This is a genomic window from Clostridium neuense (assembly GCF_045310695.1).
Taxonomy (GTDB): Bacteria; Bacillota; Clostridia; order Clostridiales; family Clostridiaceae; genus Clostridium_S; species Clostridium_S neuense.
On record NZ_JBJIAA010000013.1, the window covers coordinates 20,538 to 41,333 of the forward strand.

The window sequence follows — 20,796 nt, forward strand, 5'->3', positions numbered from 1 at the left end:
TATAAATATAACTAATATGTAATAATTATCAATTCTATTATATCACCTTTTTAATAAATAAATCTTAATTTATTATATTAAGGACAAGGTTTTAAATAAGTGTAAAAATAAACATTTATTTAAAACAATACCTCAATATATACTCTCAACCAAAACCTTAAATTTTAAACTTTAGCAATGCTACCCTTAGTTTTTCAGCACTTTCTTTAGCTTTAAGTGCTTCTTTCAAAGTGCTATTTGATTTTTCACTAATCTTCATAGTACTGTTTGCAATATCTACAGTCCCCTGTGCTTCTTCTTCTGATGCTCTAGCAACTCCTTCTATAGTTTTAATCATACCCTCTATAGAAATCAAAAGGTCTTTTGCCGTTACACTAAATCCTGTTATAGTTTTGCCCATAAGCTTAGCATCATTACTATAGTTTTCAGCAATTTTAATCATATAATTGTAATCTTCTTCTACATCTGTTGACATAAAATTCAAGAAATCATTGGAGCTGTTTGAAAGATTCTCAACACTCCCTATAACCTTGGCTGTTACATCTTGTATTTTTTGGGCTTCATTTTTTGATTGCTTAGAAAGTTTTCTTATTTCATCTGCTACTACAGAAAATCCTTTTCCCTGTTCTCCAGCTCTAGCTGCCTCTATAGATGCATTTAAAGCTAAAAGATTTGTTTTTTCCATTATACCCATAATAGTTTGAGAAAGTATACTAATTTGTTTTACTATCTTTGCACTTTCTATTGCTTTTTCAAGTTTTTTCTTTGTATCAATAAAAATTTTATAGTTCCTTTCTTGAGATTCTTCCACGCTTCCCTTAATATCTATTGCTTTTTTGCTTATTTTCTCGGTTTTACTTGAAGCTTCTTCTGCCTTTTCTGAAATATTTTGAATTGACTTTCCTATTTTTTTAGATACTGCTAACATTTCACCTGCAGAAGCTGCAGTTTCCTCGGAACTCGCTGATAATTCCTCTGTTGCAGCAGATACCTGTTCAATATTTTCATTTAGCACTTCAACATTCTTCCCTACATTTACGGATATATTTTCAACATTAAGAATCTCTTTATCTATATTTTCAATAAGTCCTTTTGTACAATCCTTCATAGATATAATACCATCAATAATTTGACCAATCTCATCCTGTCTTAACTTATAAACATATGGTATATTTTCAGTAAAATCACCTTTTGAAATTACCTTTAAATATTTTACCGCATTAATTAACGGCTTCACTACAGTTAACTTTAAGACGATTATCACAAACAAACATAAAATAATTAAAACTATTACACATAAAATTACAATAACCTTAATGCTGTTATAAGCTAATTCATTTTTTTCAGCTACTTCTTTCGCTTCCTTCATATTAATTTGTCTTCCTTGTTCAAGTATACTAAGCATTTTCTTTTCAGTCGGAGATATTTTTCCATAAAACAACTTTGATGCTTCATTATATTTATTTGCTTCCAATAATACAATAGCTTGCTTTTTGTTTTTCACATATACACCTAAATTACTCTTCAAATTTTTAAAAACTGTATCTTCTTCCCCTTCAGCTCCTACTTCACCATAATCTTTTATTGCTCTATTGCTTCTTTCATCCATTGTGTTTACTTTTGTAACATAACCTTTTAAACTATATGAATTCTTTGAATTTATTGCTTCCAGTATAATTTTATTTTCTTCTTTAATATCTTCTTTAATATCTACTAAATAATGAACAGACATTATATTATATTTATAAATACTTTCTGCTCCATTTAATATTTTTTTTGAATATACAATATCTACAAAGCCCAAAATTGATACGCAGATAAATAAAACTAGAAATATAATAGTGAGTTTTGTATTAATCTTGATGGTATTAATAAACTTCATAGTTCTTCCCCCAATATACCTTAGTTACCTTCATTTTTTTCTTTAATACACAGTATATTTTATGCATATGCTGATTAACTTGGTAGTTTAAATCTTTGCTTCTCTACAAAATAAAAGCTTCCATAAGCAAATTATACTTATGAAAGCTTTTTATAAAATATATGTGGAATTAAATAAGATTCTCTGTTTTAATGTACATCATTCTTTATACTTTTTACACTCAAAATTATACCCAAAACAAAAACTACAATTAAATTAATTTCTCCAAATAAATAATTAGTGTAAGTTCGACCATCTATATGCGGACTTAATACACTTGGAACTGTCCATGGAAATACAGTATTAAAAGGAGTATTTAATATTATAATATTAACACAAACCGCAGAAATCCCAAGTATTAAAGAAGGAATCATATTTTTATTATAAATACTTAAAAATGCCATTATAGGAACCAATGCAAAATGCATAATAATCATAAGCACATACGATTTACCATATGTAAGTAGCATATTGGCAGTAAGCGGTTCATGTTTTATAATAATTCCCGAAGTCATCAATAAAATGAATGAAGTCATAGTAGTAATTGAAATCAAAATTAACATTACAATCAATTTTCCAGCAAAAAATTGAACTCTGCTTATTGGATATGTAAACATAGTATTTATTGTATTTTCCTGATATTCTCTTGAGAATATAAATCCAGCTATAAGAGTAAAAAATCCAACTGCCATAAATAAATTAAAAACCGAAGCCGCAATTGATACATAATCGTTCCAATCAACTACTGGATATTTTTTATTAAATGCATACATAGAAAATACTAAGGCATCCGGCAAAATAACACAAAATGGAATGCACCATAAAATCTTACATTTTTTTAATTTTATAAATTCTGTACTGATAACAGCTGGCAAACTCCAAACCTTATTCATTCTTGTCACCTCCAACCAAGTTAAGGAAATAACTTTCAAGACTATCTCTCATTAATGATATTTCTTTGACCTCTATATTATTATTTATAAGTGCTTTATTTATATTTGAAGTTTCATTAAGCTTCTCATAAATTTTAATTTCTCCAGCCTTCGATATTAAATAATCTTTTATGCCTAGTTTTTGCTCCAATATAACAACGGTCTCTCTATCGTTACCAACTTTTAAATCTATGTAATGCCTATTTTTCTTCTTTAAATCCTCCGAATCTACCTCTTCTAAAAGTTTCCCTTTATGCATTATGCCAAGTCTTGTGGCAAGCTGCTGAACCTCACTTAAAATATGACTTGATATTAAAACAGTTATGTGCCTTTTTTTAGATAAATCAAGTATAAGATTTCGTATTTCCATTATTCCCATTGGATCTAATCCATTGGTAGGTTCATCCAATACTAAAAATTCGGGATTATGCAAAAGTGCTCTTGCAATTCCAAGCCTTTGCTTCATTCCGAGAGAAAAATCCTTTGCCATTTTATTTGCTACTTCTGTAAGCCCTACAATTTCAAGCACTTCTCTTATGCGACTTTCATCTGGAATACCCATAAGTTTTCTATGAATATTTAAATTTTCTACAGCAGTTAAATTGCCATAAAATCCAGGAAACTCTATTATTGATCCAACTCTTGCTAAAATATGCTTTTTGTCTTCCGTTAATTCCTCACCAAATAGTTCAACGCTTCCGTTTGTTGGTTTTATAAGTCCCAAAATCATTCTCATTATAGTTGTTTTGCCTGCACCATTTTCACCCAAAAGTCCATAAATGTCACCCTTTAATATGTTCATGTTTAAACTATCAACTGCTGTGTTTTCTTTATACTGCTTAGTTAAATTACAAGTTTTAAGTACACTCTCCAACTTTAAAGCCTCCTATATAATTTTTATTAGTAAATAGCCAATTTACTTAAAAATTTGTATAACTTTAATTCTTTTGCCTTATTACATAAAGATAATACAACTTAACTTTTAAGCAGCTTTTACAAAAACCTTACAAAAGTCTTAAATCTAATATAGTGGCAGTGAAAAGGAAAAAGTAGTCCTTTCATTCTTATTGCTGCAAACCGAAACCTCTCCATTTAACTTTTCTACAAGACTCTTAACTATAGCAAGTCCTAATCCACTTCCTTTAACTTCTTCATTTCTTGAAGATTCTGCTGTATAAAGTCTATCAAAAACATATGGTATATCTTTTTCTGGAATATTTTTTCCCATATTCCATACCTCAACCCAAGCATTAAGTTTTTCCTTTCGTATTTTTATACCAATAACTTTTCCATCTGTCCCGTATCTAAATGCATTGCTCAAAAGATTAAAAAGTATTCTATCAACGGCCTTTACATCCGCCAAAACAAATAAATCCTCTTTAGGCAGCTCAATACTAGGTTCAATTCCTTTATTTACAAATTCATTATAGAAACTAGCTATGGCTTCTTTAACTGTATCTGTCAAATTAACTTTTTCTTTCTTAATAGCTATGTCTCCAGCATCCAGCTTTGACATTTGAAAAAAGTCTTCAAGAAGCAAATATAATTTTTTAGCTTTTGAATATGCTATCCCCCAATATTTGTTTTTCTCTTCTAAGCTTAAGTTCTCATCTTTTTTTACAGCTTCTAAATATCCTAATACCGAAGTTAATGGTGTTCTTAAATCATGCGATATATTAGCTATCATTCTTTTTCTTGATTCTTCAAGATATTCTTTCTTATCATAGATTTCTTGAAATTCTTCCATAATTGCATTCATATTAATTCCTAGTTCTTTTATCCTCCTGTCACCCGAATAAAAACGCAGTCTGGCATTAAAATTTCCTTTCCTTATAAGGCTCAAGGTTTTATTAATCTCATTTATTTGACTTGAAATATAAATATCTCTTAAAATTAAAATAATACAAATAATTCCTATAAAAATTGGTATACATATATTCAAAATTTAAGATTCCTCCCCTTTTATATATAAACCGTTTGAAGGTGTTTTATCTTTAATCACTTAATTTATATCCTATACCCCATACCGTTTTTATATATTCATGCTTCTCTGTATTTTTATTTATTTTATTTCTAAGACGGCTTATATGAACCATAACCGTATTTTCATCAGTCATATATTCTTCCTGCCAAACAACATTAAAAATTTGTGATTTAGTAAATACTTTATCTGGATATTGCATAAAAAGCTTCAATATTTCAAATTCCTTTGCAGTAAGCGTAATATCTATACCCTTGACTGTTAACTTATATGTACTTAAATTCAATATAAGTTCTTCATACTCCAAAATTTCATTTTCTTTAACTTCACCCTTATTAAATTCTATATATCTTCTTAACTGTGCTTTAACCCTAGCTAACAATTCTCCTATTTCAAATGGTTTAGTCATATAGTCATCTGCTCCAAGTTCTAAACCAAATATTTTATCAGTTTGTTCATCTTTAGCTGAAAGTATAATAACTGGAATCGTATATTTACTTCTTATTTTTAAAAGAACCTCTCCACCACTTAGCTTTGGTAACATTAAATCCAAAATTACTAATTGATATTCTTCATTTTCTAATTTTTCTATAGCTTGTACCCCATCGAAGCTGCATTGTACATTGTAGCCCTCTTTTTTTAAATAACTTGAAATTAGATAATTGATTTCCTTATCATCCTCAACAACCAAAATATTAACTTTAATCACGTTATCCCTTCATTTCTTAAGTAAAATATTATATTTTATATTCTATTCTTACTTTGTATTACATTCAATACAAAAATATCGCAGGATAATAATATCTTCTAATACTATTATCCTGCGATTACTGTTATTATAAAAAACTAAAGTTAAAAAATACTATCACTCGGCAATTTTTCAATTCCAAGTCCAGGCCCTTCATTTAATGTAATGCTGCTGTTATTATAAATTGCTCCTCCCACAACATCATCCCTACTACATAAAACCGGTCCATCGAGGTCAATTTTTGTTATTACACTTTTAGCCGCCGCAAGATGAACCGCAGCAGTAACACTAACCTTTCCCTCAAGCATGCAGCCAAGCATACACTCCATTCCATAAACTTCAGCTAATGAACATATTTTTAATGCATTGTATATTCCTCCTGTTTTCATAAGCTTTATATTTATTAAATCCGCTGCTCTCATTTCCATTACCTTTGCTGCATCCTTTGGAGAAAATACGCTTTCATCTGCCATAACTGGAATGTCCACATTATCTGTAACCAGCTTTAGCCCTTCTAAATTTGAGGCTATTACAGGCTGCTCCACAAGTTCTATATCCACACCTGCATCTTCAATTTTTCTTAAGGTTCTTACAGCTTCTTTAGGCTCCCAGCCTTGATTTGCATCTATTCTAAGCTTAACATCATAACCAACAGCCTTTCTTATAGCTTTCATTCTTTCTATATCAAGCCTTGAATCTTTACCAACTTTTATTTTCAAAGTTTTATAACCAAGCTTTACAGCCTCTATACTATCTTGAGTCATCTCTTCCGGAGAGTTAACGCTTATTGTAATATCAGTTTCAAGTTTATTTCTGTAGCCTCCAAGAAGCTTATATAATGGTGCTTTATAAAGTTGTCCATATAAATCGTAAATTGCAATATCTACTGCCGCTTTAGCACTCGTATTTCTTATAATACAGGAATTTAATTTTAAAAGTACATTTTCTAAATTTTCAATATCCATTCCAACTATGCTTTTCTTTATGTAATTTTTTATAGCACCCTCTATAGATTCTGTTGTATCACCAGTTACAAGTGCTGTAGATGCTGCACTTCCAAAACCAATATTTCCTGTATCCGTAATTACCTTCACAATTACATCATCTACGCTATTCACACTTCTGATGGCAGTTTTAAACGGCTTTTTTAAAGGCACAGACATATGTCCTATAATTATATCTTTAATAATCATACTATGCACACTTCCCTCTAAATTAATATAAACTACTTTATTCTTTTTATTCTTGTAGACATTCTCGTATTCTCAAGAAACTTTTTCACATCTCCAAACATACGCCCAGCCACCGAAGTAAATAGTATGTCTACAACATTTAACTGTGCTATTCTAGAAGACATGGCTCCGCTTCTAAATGTAATTTCTGGAGATAAAACAAATAAATTTATATCACACAAATTACTTATAGAATTACTTCCAAACTTAGTTATGCTTATTGTAGTTGCCCCTGCATTTTTAGCAACCTCAATAGATTCAAAAGTATCTTTTGTTTCACCAGAATATGAAATAGCAACAGCAACATCACCCTTTTTTAAATTAGAGGCAAATTCTATTTGAAGGTGTGTATCAGAAGTTGCTCTTACATTTTTATTTATTCTTGTAAACTTTTGAAACGCATCTAAAGCTATTAGATAAGATGCTCCCACTCCGTAAAAATCAACTTTATCAGCCTTTGAAATAACTTTAACAGCTTTCTCTAAAGCTTCCTTTGATAAAACCTCCACTGTATTGTCTATTGATTTCTTGTTGTTATAGCTTATATTTTTTATTATGGTGTCTATATCATCTTGTGGATTTATATCATTATACATATTTTCGTCTTTATTAGCTTTTGCAGTATCCTTAGCTATTGTTATTCTAAACTCCTTGTAGCCCTTATAGCCTAAAATCTTACAAAGTCTTACTACTGCCGATTGAGAAGAACCACTTTTATCTGCAAGATCTTTTATTGATAAATCAGATATTTCCTTTGGAGTCTTTAAAATATACTCAGCAATTTTCTTTTCTGATGGATTTAAATCATTAATTATTTCTTTTATACGGATCAGGCTTCCATACATAGTAATTACCCTCACTTTTGTTTTTATTTTTTACAACAATATATCATCTCTAAAGTACTTACTCAATATTCATATATACAAGCTTTGAAAGTTTTCCTATAACATCCTTTGAAATATAATTAAATTTTGAATTTCGTACAAATACACCTAATATATATTTCTCATTCTTAATACTAAAAATTCCAATATCATGATTTAAATTATTCAGATCACCAGTCTTATGAGCACACTTAATATCACTTGGCAAATATCTCAAAAGCATTTCATAATCTGTATTTCTGCTCAAAATTTTTATCATTAAATTACATAAGCTACTGTTTAATATTTTATAATTGCAAATTTTCTCAAATAAGCTAAGCATATCATAGGCAGTAGTCATATTTTCCCTGCCTTCCTCTGCTGCTTTTGCATCCATCATTTTTCTTCTTAATTTAGTATTCCCTAAGCCTATTTGGTCAGCATAACTATTTATATTTCTAATTCCAACTAAATCTATGAGTACATTAGCAGCAGTATTATCACTGGATATTATCATAAGAGTTAAAATATCAAGAAGCGTGTAAGCATTATTTTCAAGACATGTTATTATGCTGTAATCCACTTTATCTGAATCCCTTATCTCTATTTTCTCATGTAAATCATGCATTCCTTCCATCACTTCATTTAGTACTTCTGCCATTATTAATACTTTTATTGTACTTGCAGATGGAAAGCTTTCATTCTCATTTACGTATATGTAATTTGAAGTATTTTTAAGATCTAAAAAAACCAGAGAAATACATTCCTCTCTTGAAGCTATAAACCTTTGTATATTTTCCTTTAAAGTGTCAATTTCGTACAACTTACATCATCCTTTTTAATATAAATGATATTTTTTCTTTAATTCTTTAAACTTAAAAGAATCTTCCTGCCACTTCTCATACAACTTATTAATGTTCATACTCGCTTTTCTAAGACTGTTATCTCCAGCTAAATAATCAATTCCATAATTTACTTTCTTTCCTTTAAAGGTTATAAAATCAAACTTGTCTTTGCTTTCACCTTTTATAATTTCATAAAGAAAAATTCCTGTTTTGACAGGCCTATATACTTTTCTGTCCGTTACATGAATTTGTATTCCTTCACACAGCTTACCGGAATGCTTTGAAAAGGTTGGAGTAAAAAATATTGGTCTGAATTTAACACCACAAAGCTGAAGTTTATTCATCATATCTGCAATTTTAAAACCATCAAGCCATGGTGCTCCAATAATTTCAAAAGGCCTAGTTGTTCCTCTTCCTTCTGAAATATTTGTTCCCTCAAAAATACAGGTTCCGGGATAAACTACAGCCGTATCAACAGTTGGCATATTAGGAGATGGCATGATAAAGTTTAATCCTGTATCTTCATAGTACATTTCCCTATTCCAATTCTTCAAAGGAATAACCTTTAGTTTAGCGCCTATTGAAAATTCTTTATTAAATAAGCTCGCAACTTCTCCTATAGTAAGTCCGTATCTCTGTGGTATTGGATACCTGCCAACGAAGGAACTATAATTTTCATTTAAAATATTCCCCTCAACCTCATTTCCGTTAATGGGATTTGGCCTGTCAAACACTACAAATTCTTTATTAAATTTACTGCAGCTCTCCATAGCATATGACATAGTATAAAGATAAGTGTAAAATCTAGCACCAACATCCTGAATGTCAAAAGCAAGTATATCAACATTTTCTAAAATTTCTTTAGTTGGTCTTTTATTTTTCCCATACAAACTGTAAACTCTTATGCCAGTTTTTAAGTCAATATAGCTTTCAACCATTTCTCCTGCTTGAATATCACCCCTTATCCCATGTTCGGGAGAATAAAGAGCAGTTAAATTTGTTCTCTCGCTTAAAATATCTATTGTACTTTTAAATTCGCTGTTATATCCAGTATTGTTAGTTATAAGTCCAACTCTTTTTCCCTCAAAAATATCCATATACTCATCTATATTATCTATACCAGTTTTAACTTTTTCCATCTATAAAACCTCTTTAACTGCCTTTTTATATTCCTTCCAGGGCATAAAATTAAACTTTCCATAAAAATCAAGTATATCTACATCTGTCCAATCTATAACCATCTTATCTACATGTCTTCCCTGCAATATTTCAAGGGATTTATGAAGTATAAAAACACCAAGTCCACACTTTCTATAATCCTTATCTATACCTATAGGTCCTAAGCCTCCATAATTTTCGCCAAGAAGCCTTCTCCAATATATGGATGGGCCTATAAATTTGCTTTTGTTATCATATATGTGTGCAAAACCAATTACTGCATCCTCATCTTTTAAAACCACTACATCTCTATCTTCCATGCCTATATTAAAAAACTCCTCAAATTCTTCATACCATCTTCCTGGAAAGCTTTTGCATAAAAACTGCATAAGGCTCTTTCTGTCCTGTGATTTTAAAGTTTCTACTTTATATTTTTCTGTATTGCACTTCTCTTGTGGAAGTTTTTCAAATTTAATCTTAGAAATATCGCATATTAAATCATAAAAGCTGTCCTCTATTTTATAGTTTCTTTTTAAGAAAAATTGTCTGGAGCACAAGCATTCAAGTGGTATTCCAGGAAAAAAGTGATATGTGTCACTTCCTAAGCGAATTTTTTTAACTCCTAAGCCAATTAAATTTCCTTCTGCTATCTCTAAAAGTTTAGTACCTATGCCTCGGTTTCTATAATTTATATCAACTATAATAGAATTTATATACCCTATTTCATGATTTGGCTTTAAGTTGCCACTTTTATATGTCCATTGTTTATATATTACAAAACCCACTAAAATGCCATTTTCAAAAGCGCCCATTATACTTTTATTTTGCTTGTCATTTTCATAGTTTTGCCCAAGCAATTTTAAATCAATGGGATATACAACTTCTATATTTCTATTCCACAGCTTAACAATGCCTTCTAAATCACAAACCCTTTTAAACTCCATTTAATTAACCTCACTTCTTGCTATAATGACGGCTCCAAAAGCAGAATCATTTTTCATATGTAATATATTTACTCTAGGATAAAACTTGTTTACTTTATTTTTAAACTCATCATATAAATAGTTAATGTTGTTAATAGCCCCTCCTGTTGTTACTAAATATATATTTCTATCTCCTAAATCAAGCTTATCTACAACAGCTTTCACGCTTAAAAACAATTCATTTGCCGCAGCCTCAAGTATCCTTTTAGAGACAGCGTCACCCTTTTCACCTGCAGCATTTACAACCCTTGTAATACTAGCTATTTCTTTTTTACCTGCACCGCTTCTATATATATAGTTTATTAAATCTTCATGGCACTTTAAATCTAAATACTCTAAAATACTGTTTTCAAGTATAGTTTTTTCTCCTCTACCATCGTAGCTTTTAAGGGCTGCTTTTATAGCACTTATTCCTATGTCATACCCACTTCCTTCGTCACCTATAATGTGTCCCCAACCACCCGAGCGGCAGCTTTTTCCTTCTTCTGTTCTTCCGTAACAAATTGATCCGGTTCCACTTATGACTATAATACCTTCTCTTTTTCCAATACCTCCAGTCAAGGCTACTTCTGCATCATTTACCACTATAAGTTTACCTTTATAACCTACTGCACCCCTTATCATACTTTCTATTATAACTTTATCTTCAGCTCTATCCGCTCCTGCAGTACCAATGCAAATTGCACTACATTCATTTAGCTGAAGTCCTATAACTTTTATTCCTTCACATATTAAGTCTTTAAATACTTTTTTAACATCTTCTTCTGATGCTGAATTTATGTTTGATGGTCCTTTAACAGCTTCTGCAATGATATTTCCATTTAAATCAGCAATTTTCATATGGCTTTTAGTTCCACCACCATCTATTCCTATCACATATTTCATAAGCTCACCCCATTACATACATATTTTAACCGGTGATATACCTTCTGCTTTGATTTCTCCTTTTAAAACCTTAATAGTGCTTTTAATTGATAACTCAGTATACTCATAGGCATTTACATAGGTTGAAATTTCTTTAAAACTTAAAATATCATATGGATTTCTGAGAGATACCAATATTATATTAGGATTTACCTTGCTTATTTCTTCCACAAGCTTTATCTGATTTTTGTTTACAGAAGCATTGTAAATACCTATTACAATTCTATCTGCCTCTGAGCATTTTTCTAGTATACCTTTTATTAAGTCATCCCCTGGATTCATTGGAATTTCAAACTCGTGTCCTTTGCATACACTATTTAATCTGTGGCAAAATGAATTTTCCGTTTTAATCTTATCTTCAGCTCCTGTAAGTGCAACTGCCCTAGTAGATATTGAAACTACTTTTCCTTTAAGAGGTATTAAATTTCTATTATCCTTTAAAATAGTTATGCTCTTGCTGCTTATTTTTTCTGCAAAAGCTTTGTTGTCCTTACTGGAAGAATTTCTTTCTAAATTACAGTCAATATTGTACTTACCTTTTATCTGAAGTATCTTTTTAACAGATTGATCTATTCTCTCTTCTGAAATTTGTCCATTTAATACCGCAGCTTTGATAGCCTTCACACATTTTTTCTGAACCTCTTTGCTGTGAGATATACAAATTAAATCTGCTCCAGCAATAATAGCTTTAACCGCCGCCTTATCACTTCCATAAAAATCTGCTATGGCTTTCATTTCCATACAATCTGTAACGATAAGTCCCTTAAAGCCCATTTTATTCTTTAACAATCCTGTAAGAACTTTATTTGAAAGAGTCGCTGGAACTTTGTCTGGTTCTACCTTAGGAAAAAGAACGTGTGCCGACATTATTGCATCAGCCCCTTCTGCAATAGCATTTTTAAACGGCAAAAGTTCAACCTCCTGAAGTCTTTTAATATCATGATTAACTACTGGCAAGCTGAGATGCGAATCCATAGACGTATCTCCATGCCCCGGAAAATGCTTTGCAACTGCAATTACACCTTTTTCTTTAAGTCCTTTTATAAGCTCAATTCCAAGCTTAGAAACACTTTCAGGATCATCACCATAAGAACGGCAGCCAATAACAGGATTTTTAGGATTGCAGTTAACATCCATAACTGGAGCTATATTCATATTTATACCAAGGCTTCTAAGCTCTTCTCCTACTATTTTCCCCTCTTTAAAAGTACTTTTATATTCGTTTGCCGCTGCAAAAGCCATGTTTGAAGAAAACACAGTAACACCTTCCCGCACTCTTGTTACCATGCCACCTTCTTGATCAGTTGAAATAATGCCTGAGATTCCAATACACTCTTCAAGCTTCTTTTGAATACTTCTTGTAAGCTCCATAACTTCATTTTTATTTCCCATATTATCTGCAAACAATATAAAATTACCTATTTTCTCAGCTTCAATTAACTCTTCCATATTACCATCGTAATATTTTGATGGAAAACCAGCCATTATCATTTGTCCTATTTTTATATCCAAAGGAAGCTTTTTTACATCAACCATACAAATTCCTCCTTAACTGTCCTTTGAGTTAAATTCATCCCTACAAAATGGAATCTTAAGAAAAGTAGAGAGTAGAGTGAAGGATGATTTTTCTCAGTTATGCTTCGAAAAATCTAAAGCTTAATGCTTGAGCATGGCATAAAATACAGTGTTCAGCACAGCTGAACCAATTAAGTTCTAAGATTTACCTGAGAGAAACGAAAGGTAAATCCACATTCACTCTACTCCCTACTCTCTACTCTTTACTCTGCTTTTCAAATTCCAGTTTATCAGGATAGATTTTGTATTTGCAATCTTTAATTTCAAGTTATCTATCTATATATAAAGTGATCCAAGTACAGCATTACTAAAAATCCTTCTAAATCTTATTATATTATTATTATCTCTTGTAGGATGAACTCTATTTGTTAAAAGTATTGCATATACATCGCTTTCTACATCTATCCACAAGGAAGTCCCTGTAAATCCAGTATGTCCAAAAGCTTCTTTAAGCGCTATATCTCCTATAAAAGAGTTCTTATGTCCCTTAACACACCAGCCATAGCCTCTATTATCCTCAAGTCCTAAGGTATGATTAGTTACCATGGCTCTAAAGGAAGCATAGGAAATAAAATTATTGCCCTTATTTATAAGCATATTTGAAAACTTACACAAATCCTCAACATTTGAAAATAACCCTGCATGACCTGATATACCATCAAAAAATCTTCCATTTTCATCATGGCATATTCCAATAAAGGGTTTTTGAGTTTTACTATCTATTTCTGTTGCAGCTATATTACTGCTCTTAGGATTAAAAGAGGTATTTTCCATGTTAAGAGGATCAAAAATATATCTTCTGCACAAAACATCAAGCCTTGCACCACCTATTTTTTCAAGTATATATCCAAGCAAAATATAGCTAAAATCACTATATATACATCTTGTACCAGGTTTGTACTCAAGATCAAGTTTGCATATGTAACTTATAGCATCTTCATAACTTTTGCAAAGTTTATATAAATCCTTAAAAGGTACAAAACCAGCAGTGTGTGTAAGCAGATTAAATATAGTTATATTCTCCTTGTCTTTTCCTTTAAATTCACTTAGATAATAGCTTACATTATCATAAACTGAAATAAGTCCCTTTTCTAAAAAAATCATAAATAAAGTGTTAGTAGCCACAACCTTGGTTAAGGAAGCTAAATCAAACAGCGTGGCTTTAGTCATAGGTAACTTTTCTGGATACAAGCACCTATTTCCAAAGCTTTCTAGCTTTATTATGCCCTTCTTATTTCCCACTGCTGCCACTGCACCTGGAAAATCTCCCTTTAAAATTCCATCATTTATAAGTTGAAAAGCTTTATCAAGCTTATCCATATCGATAAACATAAAATTCACTTCTTTCTTCAAGTTTCAGAGTGGTTTATCTTTATTTGACCCAAAATTTCATAAGCAGAAAGGCCAATAGTGCAAACACTGCGAAAATAGCTAAAAAAATAGGTAATAGCACCTGAACTGCTGCAATAGTCAATGCTAAAAAATCCTTAAATCGAATTTTTCTTTTATCAACAGGTAAATCCTCAATAGATATATCCTTTTTAATATTTTGAAATTTAATAGTAAACACCCCCTTATCAGTGGACAGTTAGAGGTTTAGAGTTAATAATTAACAGTTTATAGTTATTGAGACTATTTTTCTGAATATCATTAAGTTTTAAGATTTATACGACGTAAGGATGGATAAATCAACCTTAACTGTCAATTGTCAATTGATAAAAAATATAATTACTTGTAACACTATGGTATTTGTAATTTTAAACTTTCATCCACTTTATTCATATAAATGGCATGCTACAAAATGATTTTTGTCAATTTCCTTATACTCTGGAACTTCCTTTGAGCATCTCTCTGTAGCATAATTACATCTTGTATGAAACTTACATCCTGACGGGGGATTTGCCGGACTTGGAATATCACCCTTTAGGATTATTCTATTTCTTTTAACTTTAGGATCTGGAACTGGGACTGCTGAAAGAAGGGCTTTAGTGTATGGATGCAGTGGATTTTTAAACAGCTCTTCCTTAAGTGCAAATTCCACCATACTTCCTAAGTACATAACTCCAACCTTCTGGCATATATATTCAACAACACTAAGATCATGTGATATAAAGAGACATGAAAATCCCTTTTCTCTTTGAAGCTTAACGAGCAAATTAATAATTTGTGCTTGTATTGAAACATCTAGTGCCGATACAGGCTCATCTGCAACTATAAATTTAGGATTCAATATAAGTGCGCGAGCTATTCCTATTCTCTGCCTTTGTCCACCAGAAAATTGATGAGGAAATCTCTTTATATGATAGGGTGCAAGCCCGCACGCTGTTATTACTTCTTTGACTCTTTCATCAACTTCCTCCTTTGTGCAAATACCATGATCTAAAGCCGCTTCTCCAACAATTTCTCCTACAGTCATTCTTGGATTTAATGAACTATATGGGTCTTGAAATATCATCTGAATTTCCGGCCTTATTTTAAGCATGCTGTTTTTATCCATACTAAAAATGTCCTTGCCATTATACAAAACTTCTCCAGAGGTTTTATTCATAAGTCTTAATATAGTTCTACCTGTAGTTGTTTTACCACAGCCAGATTCACCAACTAGTCCCATAATTTCATTTTTCCCAATATCAAAGGATACATCATCAACACTCTTTACATATCCCGTAGTTTTTCTAAAAAATCCACTTTTGATTGGAAAATATTTTTTTAAGTGTCTAACCTTTAAAACAGCCTCTTCCACTTATTTTCCCTCCTCATAAAGCCAGCATGAAACATAGTGTCCTTCTCCAACTTCCTTTAAGCTTGGTCTCTTATTTTTGCATACGTCCTTTGCCCTTTTACACCTTGGATTAAAATAACATCCCTCAGGCATATCCAGTGGATTAGGTACTTGTCCTTTAATAGAATATAATTCATCTTGAAATTTATTTATCACAGGTTTTGATTTTAAAAGTCCTATAGTATATGGATGTTTTGGATTTTCATAAAGCTCAATAACAGGTGCCTTCTCAACTATTTTTCCAGAATACATTACAACTACATAATCCGCCATTTCAGCAACTACCCCTAGGTCATGAGTTATTAGTAAAATGGATGTACTCATCTTTTCCTTAAGTTCTCTCATAATATCTAGTATCTGTGCTTGAATAGTAACGTCTAAAGCTGTAGTAGGTTCATCTGCTATTAAAAGTTTAGGATTACAAGCTATAGCCATAGCGATTACAACTCTTTGCCTCATACCACCACTCAATTCATATGGATAACAGCGAACTATTTCTTCCGGTCTTGGTACTTTTACCATTGCAAGAAGTTTTATAGCTTCTTCCAAGGCTTTCTTTTTACTCATTTTTTTATGCAGTATTAAAACCTCTCCTATTTGATATCCTATAGTAAAAACTGGATTTAGTGAGGTCATAGGTTCCTGAAATATTAAAGCAATTTCATTTCCCCTTATATCTCTTATTTCATTATTATTCATAGAAAGTAAGTTTTGGCCTTTAAATATTATTTCCCCGCCTTCTATCTTGCCTATAGGCTTTGGTACTAATCCCATTATGGACATGGCAGTTATGCTTTTACCACAGCCAGATTCCCCAACCACTGCTACGGTTTCTTTTTCTTTAATTTTAAAACTCACATCATCAACAGCCTTTACTGTACCTTCATCCGTATTAAAGTATGTTTTAAGTTTCCTAACTTCAAGCAAGTCCTTCGCCATTTTATGCCCTCCTATCTCTTTGATTTTGGATCTAAAGCATCTCTAAGCCCATCACCAAAAATATTTATAGCTACAACTGTAAAGAGTATACATATACCCGCTGGAACCCAAAGCCATGGATAGTGCTGAAGCTTATATAAATCACTTACTGATTGGACCATATTTCCCCAAGATGGCGTTGGTGGAACAACTCCCAATCCCAAAAAACTAAGTGAAGATTCTATTAAGATTGCACTACCTATATTAAGAGTAGCCGATACAATAATTGACGGAATTGTATTTGGAAGAAGATGTTTAAATATCTTTTTTCTATCCTTAAGTCCCAAGCAATTTGTAGCAAGCATAAATTCCTGTTCCCTTAAAGTAAGTATTTGTCCCCTTACAATACGGCTTAATCCTGGCCACGACAATATTCCTATTATAAACATCAAAAAAGGAACTTTATATTGAGACTGAATTTTTAAATCACTAAACAATGCTGAAAGAGTAATTAATATTGGAAAAAATGGAACGCATAAAAAAATATCAGCTATTCTCATAATTATGCTGTCAACTATTCCACCATAAAATCCAGAAACGGCACCAAGTACACTTCCAACAAGGATTTCAACCACAACAGCAGAAACTCCAACTGCTAAAGAAATTCTTCCTGCACACATGAGTCTTGTGAGTACATCTCTACCAAGTTCATCCGTTCCAAGTAAATGCTTAAGACTTGGCCCTATAGTTGGATTATTATAATCCATGGTTTCAGCACTATATGGAGATATTATAGGACCCAGAACTGAAAATAAAATCATGAATATAAGTATGAACATTCCTGCAAGTGCAAGTTTATTCTTTTTTAGTCTATTAAAGGCCATCCTTGAAGGGCTTATAATTCTCTCCTCTGCATTTACTACTTTTATATTAGTATTAACTTTACTTTCCACTATAATCCCTCCTTATTCTTCAAGCCTAATTCTAGGATCAACAATTGCATAAGCAATATCTGCAACTAAATTTCCAAGAAGAGTAAGTATTGCAATTAGCATATTAAAGCCCATAAGAAGTTCATAATCTCTATGGCTTACTGCCTGAAGTGCTACTCTACCAATTCCCGGCCATGAAAATATTTGTTCTGTAATTATAGCTCCACAAAACAATCCTGGAATCCACATTCCAAGTATTGTTATTACCGGAATTAAACTATTTTTAAGTGCATGTTTATATATAACAACACTTTCTTTTAGCCCTTTTGCCCTAGCTGTTACTATATAATCCTGTCTTATAACCTCAAGCATACTAGTTCTCATATACCTCATAAGACTTGCAACACTTTCAAAGGTTAATACAACAAATGGTAAAAACATATGATAAGCTATATCTCCTATCCTCTTTATGCCTGTAGCATTACTACCAGAGGTTGTCATTCCCGATACTGGAAATAACTTAAGGTCTACGCATAGCCATTTTATGAGAAGTAAGCCTGTAAAAAACGCTGGTATTGATATTCCTACGAGTGCTATTACTGTAAAAACAGAGTCGAAAATGGAATATTGCTTTGTGGCAGATATAATTCCTATAGGTATTGCAATAAGTATTGCCGCTATAAATGCTGCAAAGGAAAGAGCAAATGAGTTCCATATATAATTTTTTATAACTACACTTACTGGCTCCCTGTAATCTAGTGAATATCCAAAGTTCCCTGTTAGCGCATTCTTAAGCCAGTTTAAATACTGCATAGGTTTTGACTGGTCTAGATGGTATAAGTGCCTTAATTGAGCTGCCTTAGCTGCGCTCATATGACTGTTTACGCCCATATTATCAACTATATCTCCTGGTGCAAGTGAAAATACTAAAAATATAACTATTGACACACCCAAAAGTATAGGAATCATTTGCAGCAGTCTTTTCACTATATAACGTAACATTTATAATTCTCCTCCTTGTTTCATATCTATTCTTTAAACAAGATACCGTAAATATGTAAACCAAATTTTATAAAAACAACTCAAACCAAATCAATTCACAAAACATAATGCACACTTTACAATAATCATATAAATTGCTGTAACAATAAATCATCATTAATGCACATTGTGAATTGTGAATCGATATATTACTTCATACCCTAATTTAAATTTAATAAGAGGTTTATTTTATTTCTGCTTTAAATAAACTATGAGGATAAGAGTTATAAGGTAAGAATTTAACTCCATTTACTCTAGAACTGCTTGCCCATACAGTTTGTGGTTGATAAGTAAATATAAACGGCAAATCCTCGTTAATAATTTTATATATTTTTTGCTCTATAGCTGTCTTTTTACTTTCATCCTTTTCTGCATAAGCTTGTGCTATAAGATCATCTACCTTTGAATTTGAATACGACATATTATTACTTGGAGCACCCGTTTTAAAGTTTGCTGCTAAGTTTGAAGATAGGGCATCAGCTCCTAAAGATGTTCCCATTAAATATGCTTCAAAATCTTTTTTATCTGTCTTACTTAAAAGGGTATTAAGATCCATAAGCTCAGGTTCAACATCTATTCCAATAAGCTTGTAATTTGCTTTTATAATTGGTATTTCTAGTTTATGAGCTGCATTAGTTGATGAAGACATTAGATGAATTACAAATTTCTTGCCATCTTTTTCTCTTATTCCATCAGAACCCTTTTTCCAACCTGCTTCATCAAGAAGCTTGTTTGCTTTAGAAACATTATATTTATATTGATTAACATCATTTGTATAAGATGCATGTGCCTTAGATTGTGGTTCATTAATTATATATGCATTTCCTTTGAATACGGATTTAGCCATTTGCTCTCTGTTCAAACCATATTCAAGAGCCTGACGCACTTTTTTATCACTAAATTTAGGATCCTTACAATTTACACCTATATAGAAAATACTTGATGAAGGGAATGTAGTATAGTCAACAAATCCCATTGACTTTAATTGATCTATATTTTCAGGGGTACCATCAAATGTGTCTATGTCCGTTGCTCCAGAAGTTAAATTCTGCATTTTATTTTCCTCAGTTGTAGCCTTAAATATTAAGTTTTTGATCTTAGGTGTACCTTTCCAATAATAGCTATTAGCTGTAAGATCAACTTCTTGCCCAGGTATATATTTAGTAACCTCATATGCCCCGCACCCTATTGGCTTTTGAAGTTTTGCCTCTACTCCCTTAGTATTTCCTGGAGTGTAATCATTTCCAAAGTAATCCTTTGAAATAATAGTTGTACCTATAAGATATAATATTGAAGAGTTAGCCTTTTCAAGCGTTACTGATATTGTATGGGCATCTTTAACCTTTATGCCTTCAATATCCTTAGCACTTCCTGATTTGAAAGCTTCTCCACCTTTAATAGGTATTGATTTACAATCTACTGCTCCTGAAAAACTAGGATCAAATACTAACTCTAGTGAAAATTTAACATCATCAGCAGTAAGAGGTTTGCCATTACTAAATTTAACATCATCTCTCAAATGGAAAGTATATGTTAAGCCATCGCTTGATATATCCCAACTTTTAGCTATGCCTGGAATTGGCTTTCCATTATCATCCCAGTCTACAAGTCCATCACTAACCGCATCACTAACATAAGCATCTGTGAGTGTTTGAGCATAGAAACTCACAAAATTCCCTCCAGGTACACCATTACCTATTATCAAGGTATCCTTTCTTTTTTGAGCTGAATCAGGAACTTTGCTCTTATCTGAAGCCTTAGTTACCTTTACAACATTCTCTACCTTAGGTTCAGCATTATCCTTTGCAGTAGAATTGCTGGAAGTGCTGCTTCCACACCCTGTAAGAGCTATTGAAGAAAACATGGCAGTTATCACAGAAAAGATAATTAATTTTTTTTTCATATTTTTTCCCCCTTAAATGATTTTTTATTATTAGCTTGTCTGTACTGATGTCGATTTA

At 31.7% G+C, this 20,796-nt stretch carries 18 protein-coding genes; all 18 read right to left on the reverse strand.

Features of this window, described 5'->3' with window-relative positions; translation table 11 throughout:
• Positions 1-157 precede the first annotated feature (157 nt).
• Complete coding sequence (locus ACJDT4_RS15580; RefSeq protein WP_406788497.1) at positions 158-1,882, reverse strand: methyl-accepting chemotaxis protein; 1,725 nt, start codon at positions 1,880-1,882, stop codon at positions 158-160.
• Positions 1,883-2,070: 188 nt separating this feature from the next.
• Complete coding sequence (locus ACJDT4_RS15585; RefSeq protein ID WP_406788498.1) at positions 2,071-2,814, reverse strand: ABC transporter permease; 744 nt, start codon at positions 2,812-2,814, stop codon at positions 2,071-2,073.
• Positions 2,807-3,727 carry an ABC transporter ATP-binding protein gene (locus tag ACJDT4_RS15590; RefSeq protein ID WP_406788499.1) on the reverse strand — a complete coding sequence of 307 codons (921 nt, stop codon included), beginning with the start codon at positions 3,725-3,727 and terminating at the stop codon, positions 2,807-2,809. The genes ACJDT4_RS15585 and ACJDT4_RS15590 overlap by 8 nt, the downstream gene beginning before the upstream one ends.
• Before the next feature lie 147 nt (positions 3,728-3,874).
• Entirely contained in the window at positions 3,875-4,795 is a 921-nt protein-coding gene (locus tag ACJDT4_RS15595; protein WP_406788500.1) for a sensor histidine kinase, read from the reverse strand.
• A gap of 52 nt (positions 4,796-4,847) precedes the next feature.
• A complete protein-coding gene (locus ACJDT4_RS15600) occupies positions 4,848-5,543 on the reverse strand; it encodes a response regulator transcription factor (protein ID WP_406788501.1) in 696 nt (231 codons plus the stop codon).
• 143 nt (positions 5,544-5,686) lie between these two features.
• A complete protein-coding gene (locus ACJDT4_RS15605) occupies positions 5,687-6,775 on the reverse strand; it encodes a dipeptide epimerase (protein WP_406788502.1) in 1,089 nt (362 codons plus the stop codon).
• A 32-nt stretch (positions 6,776-6,807) separates the two neighbouring features.
• Positions 6,808-7,659 carry a MurR/RpiR family transcriptional regulator gene (locus ACJDT4_RS15610; RefSeq protein ID WP_406788503.1) on the reverse strand — a complete coding sequence of 284 codons (852 nt, stop codon included), beginning with the start codon at positions 7,657-7,659 and terminating at the stop codon, positions 6,808-6,810.
• Between the two features lie 58 nt (positions 7,660-7,717).
• On the reverse strand, positions 7,718-8,500 hold the full coding sequence (locus ACJDT4_RS15615) for a serine hydrolase (protein ID WP_406788504.1): 783 nt from the start codon (positions 8,498-8,500) through the stop codon (positions 7,718-7,720).
• Positions 8,501-8,515: 15 nt separating this feature from the next.
• Complete coding sequence (locus ACJDT4_RS15620; protein ID WP_406788505.1) at positions 8,516-9,661, reverse strand: exo-beta-N-acetylmuramidase NamZ family protein; 1,146 nt, start codon at positions 9,659-9,661, stop codon at positions 8,516-8,518.
• Positions 9,662-10,624, reverse strand: coding sequence for a GNAT family N-acetyltransferase (locus ACJDT4_RS15625; protein ID WP_406788506.1), 963 nt, complete (start codon positions 10,622-10,624; stop codon positions 9,662-9,664).
• Complete coding sequence (locus ACJDT4_RS15630; protein ID WP_406788507.1) at positions 10,625-11,548, reverse strand: BadF/BadG/BcrA/BcrD ATPase family protein; 924 nt, start codon at positions 11,546-11,548, stop codon at positions 10,625-10,627.
• 12 nt (positions 11,549-11,560) lie between these two features.
• On the reverse strand, positions 11,561-13,123 hold the full coding sequence (gene nagZ, locus ACJDT4_RS15635; protein WP_406788508.1) for a beta-N-acetylhexosaminidase: 1,563 nt from the start codon (positions 13,121-13,123) through the stop codon (positions 11,561-11,563).
• 315 nt (positions 13,124-13,438) lie between these two features.
• Complete coding sequence (locus ACJDT4_RS15640; protein WP_406788509.1) at positions 13,439-14,494, reverse strand: serine hydrolase domain-containing protein; 1,056 nt, start codon at positions 14,492-14,494, stop codon at positions 13,439-13,441.
• A gap of 442 nt (positions 14,495-14,936) precedes the next feature.
• The gene (locus tag ACJDT4_RS15645) at positions 14,937-15,905 is read right to left on the reverse strand and encodes an ABC transporter ATP-binding protein (protein WP_406788510.1); all 969 of its coding nucleotides are present in this window, start codon (positions 15,903-15,905) and stop codon (positions 14,937-14,939) included.
• Positions 15,906-16,883, reverse strand: a complete 978-nt coding sequence (locus ACJDT4_RS15650) for an ABC transporter ATP-binding protein (protein ID WP_406788511.1) — start codon at positions 16,881-16,883, stop codon at positions 15,906-15,908.
• Positions 16,884-16,894: 11 nt separating this feature from the next.
• Positions 16,895-17,815, reverse strand: a complete 921-nt coding sequence (opp4C, locus tag ACJDT4_RS15655; protein WP_406788512.1) for an oligopeptide ABC transporter permease — start codon at positions 17,813-17,815, stop codon at positions 16,895-16,897.
• Positions 17,816-17,827: 12 nt separating this feature from the next.
• The gene (locus tag ACJDT4_RS15660; RefSeq protein ID WP_406788513.1) at positions 17,828-18,796 is read right to left on the reverse strand and encodes an ABC transporter permease; all 969 of its coding nucleotides are present in this window, start codon (positions 18,794-18,796) and stop codon (positions 17,828-17,830) included.
• Between the two features lie 223 nt (positions 18,797-19,019).
• A complete protein-coding gene (locus ACJDT4_RS15665) occupies positions 19,020-20,738 on the reverse strand; it encodes an ABC transporter substrate-binding protein (RefSeq protein ID WP_406788514.1) in 1,719 nt (572 codons plus the stop codon).
• Positions 20,739-20,796 lie beyond the last annotated feature (58 nt).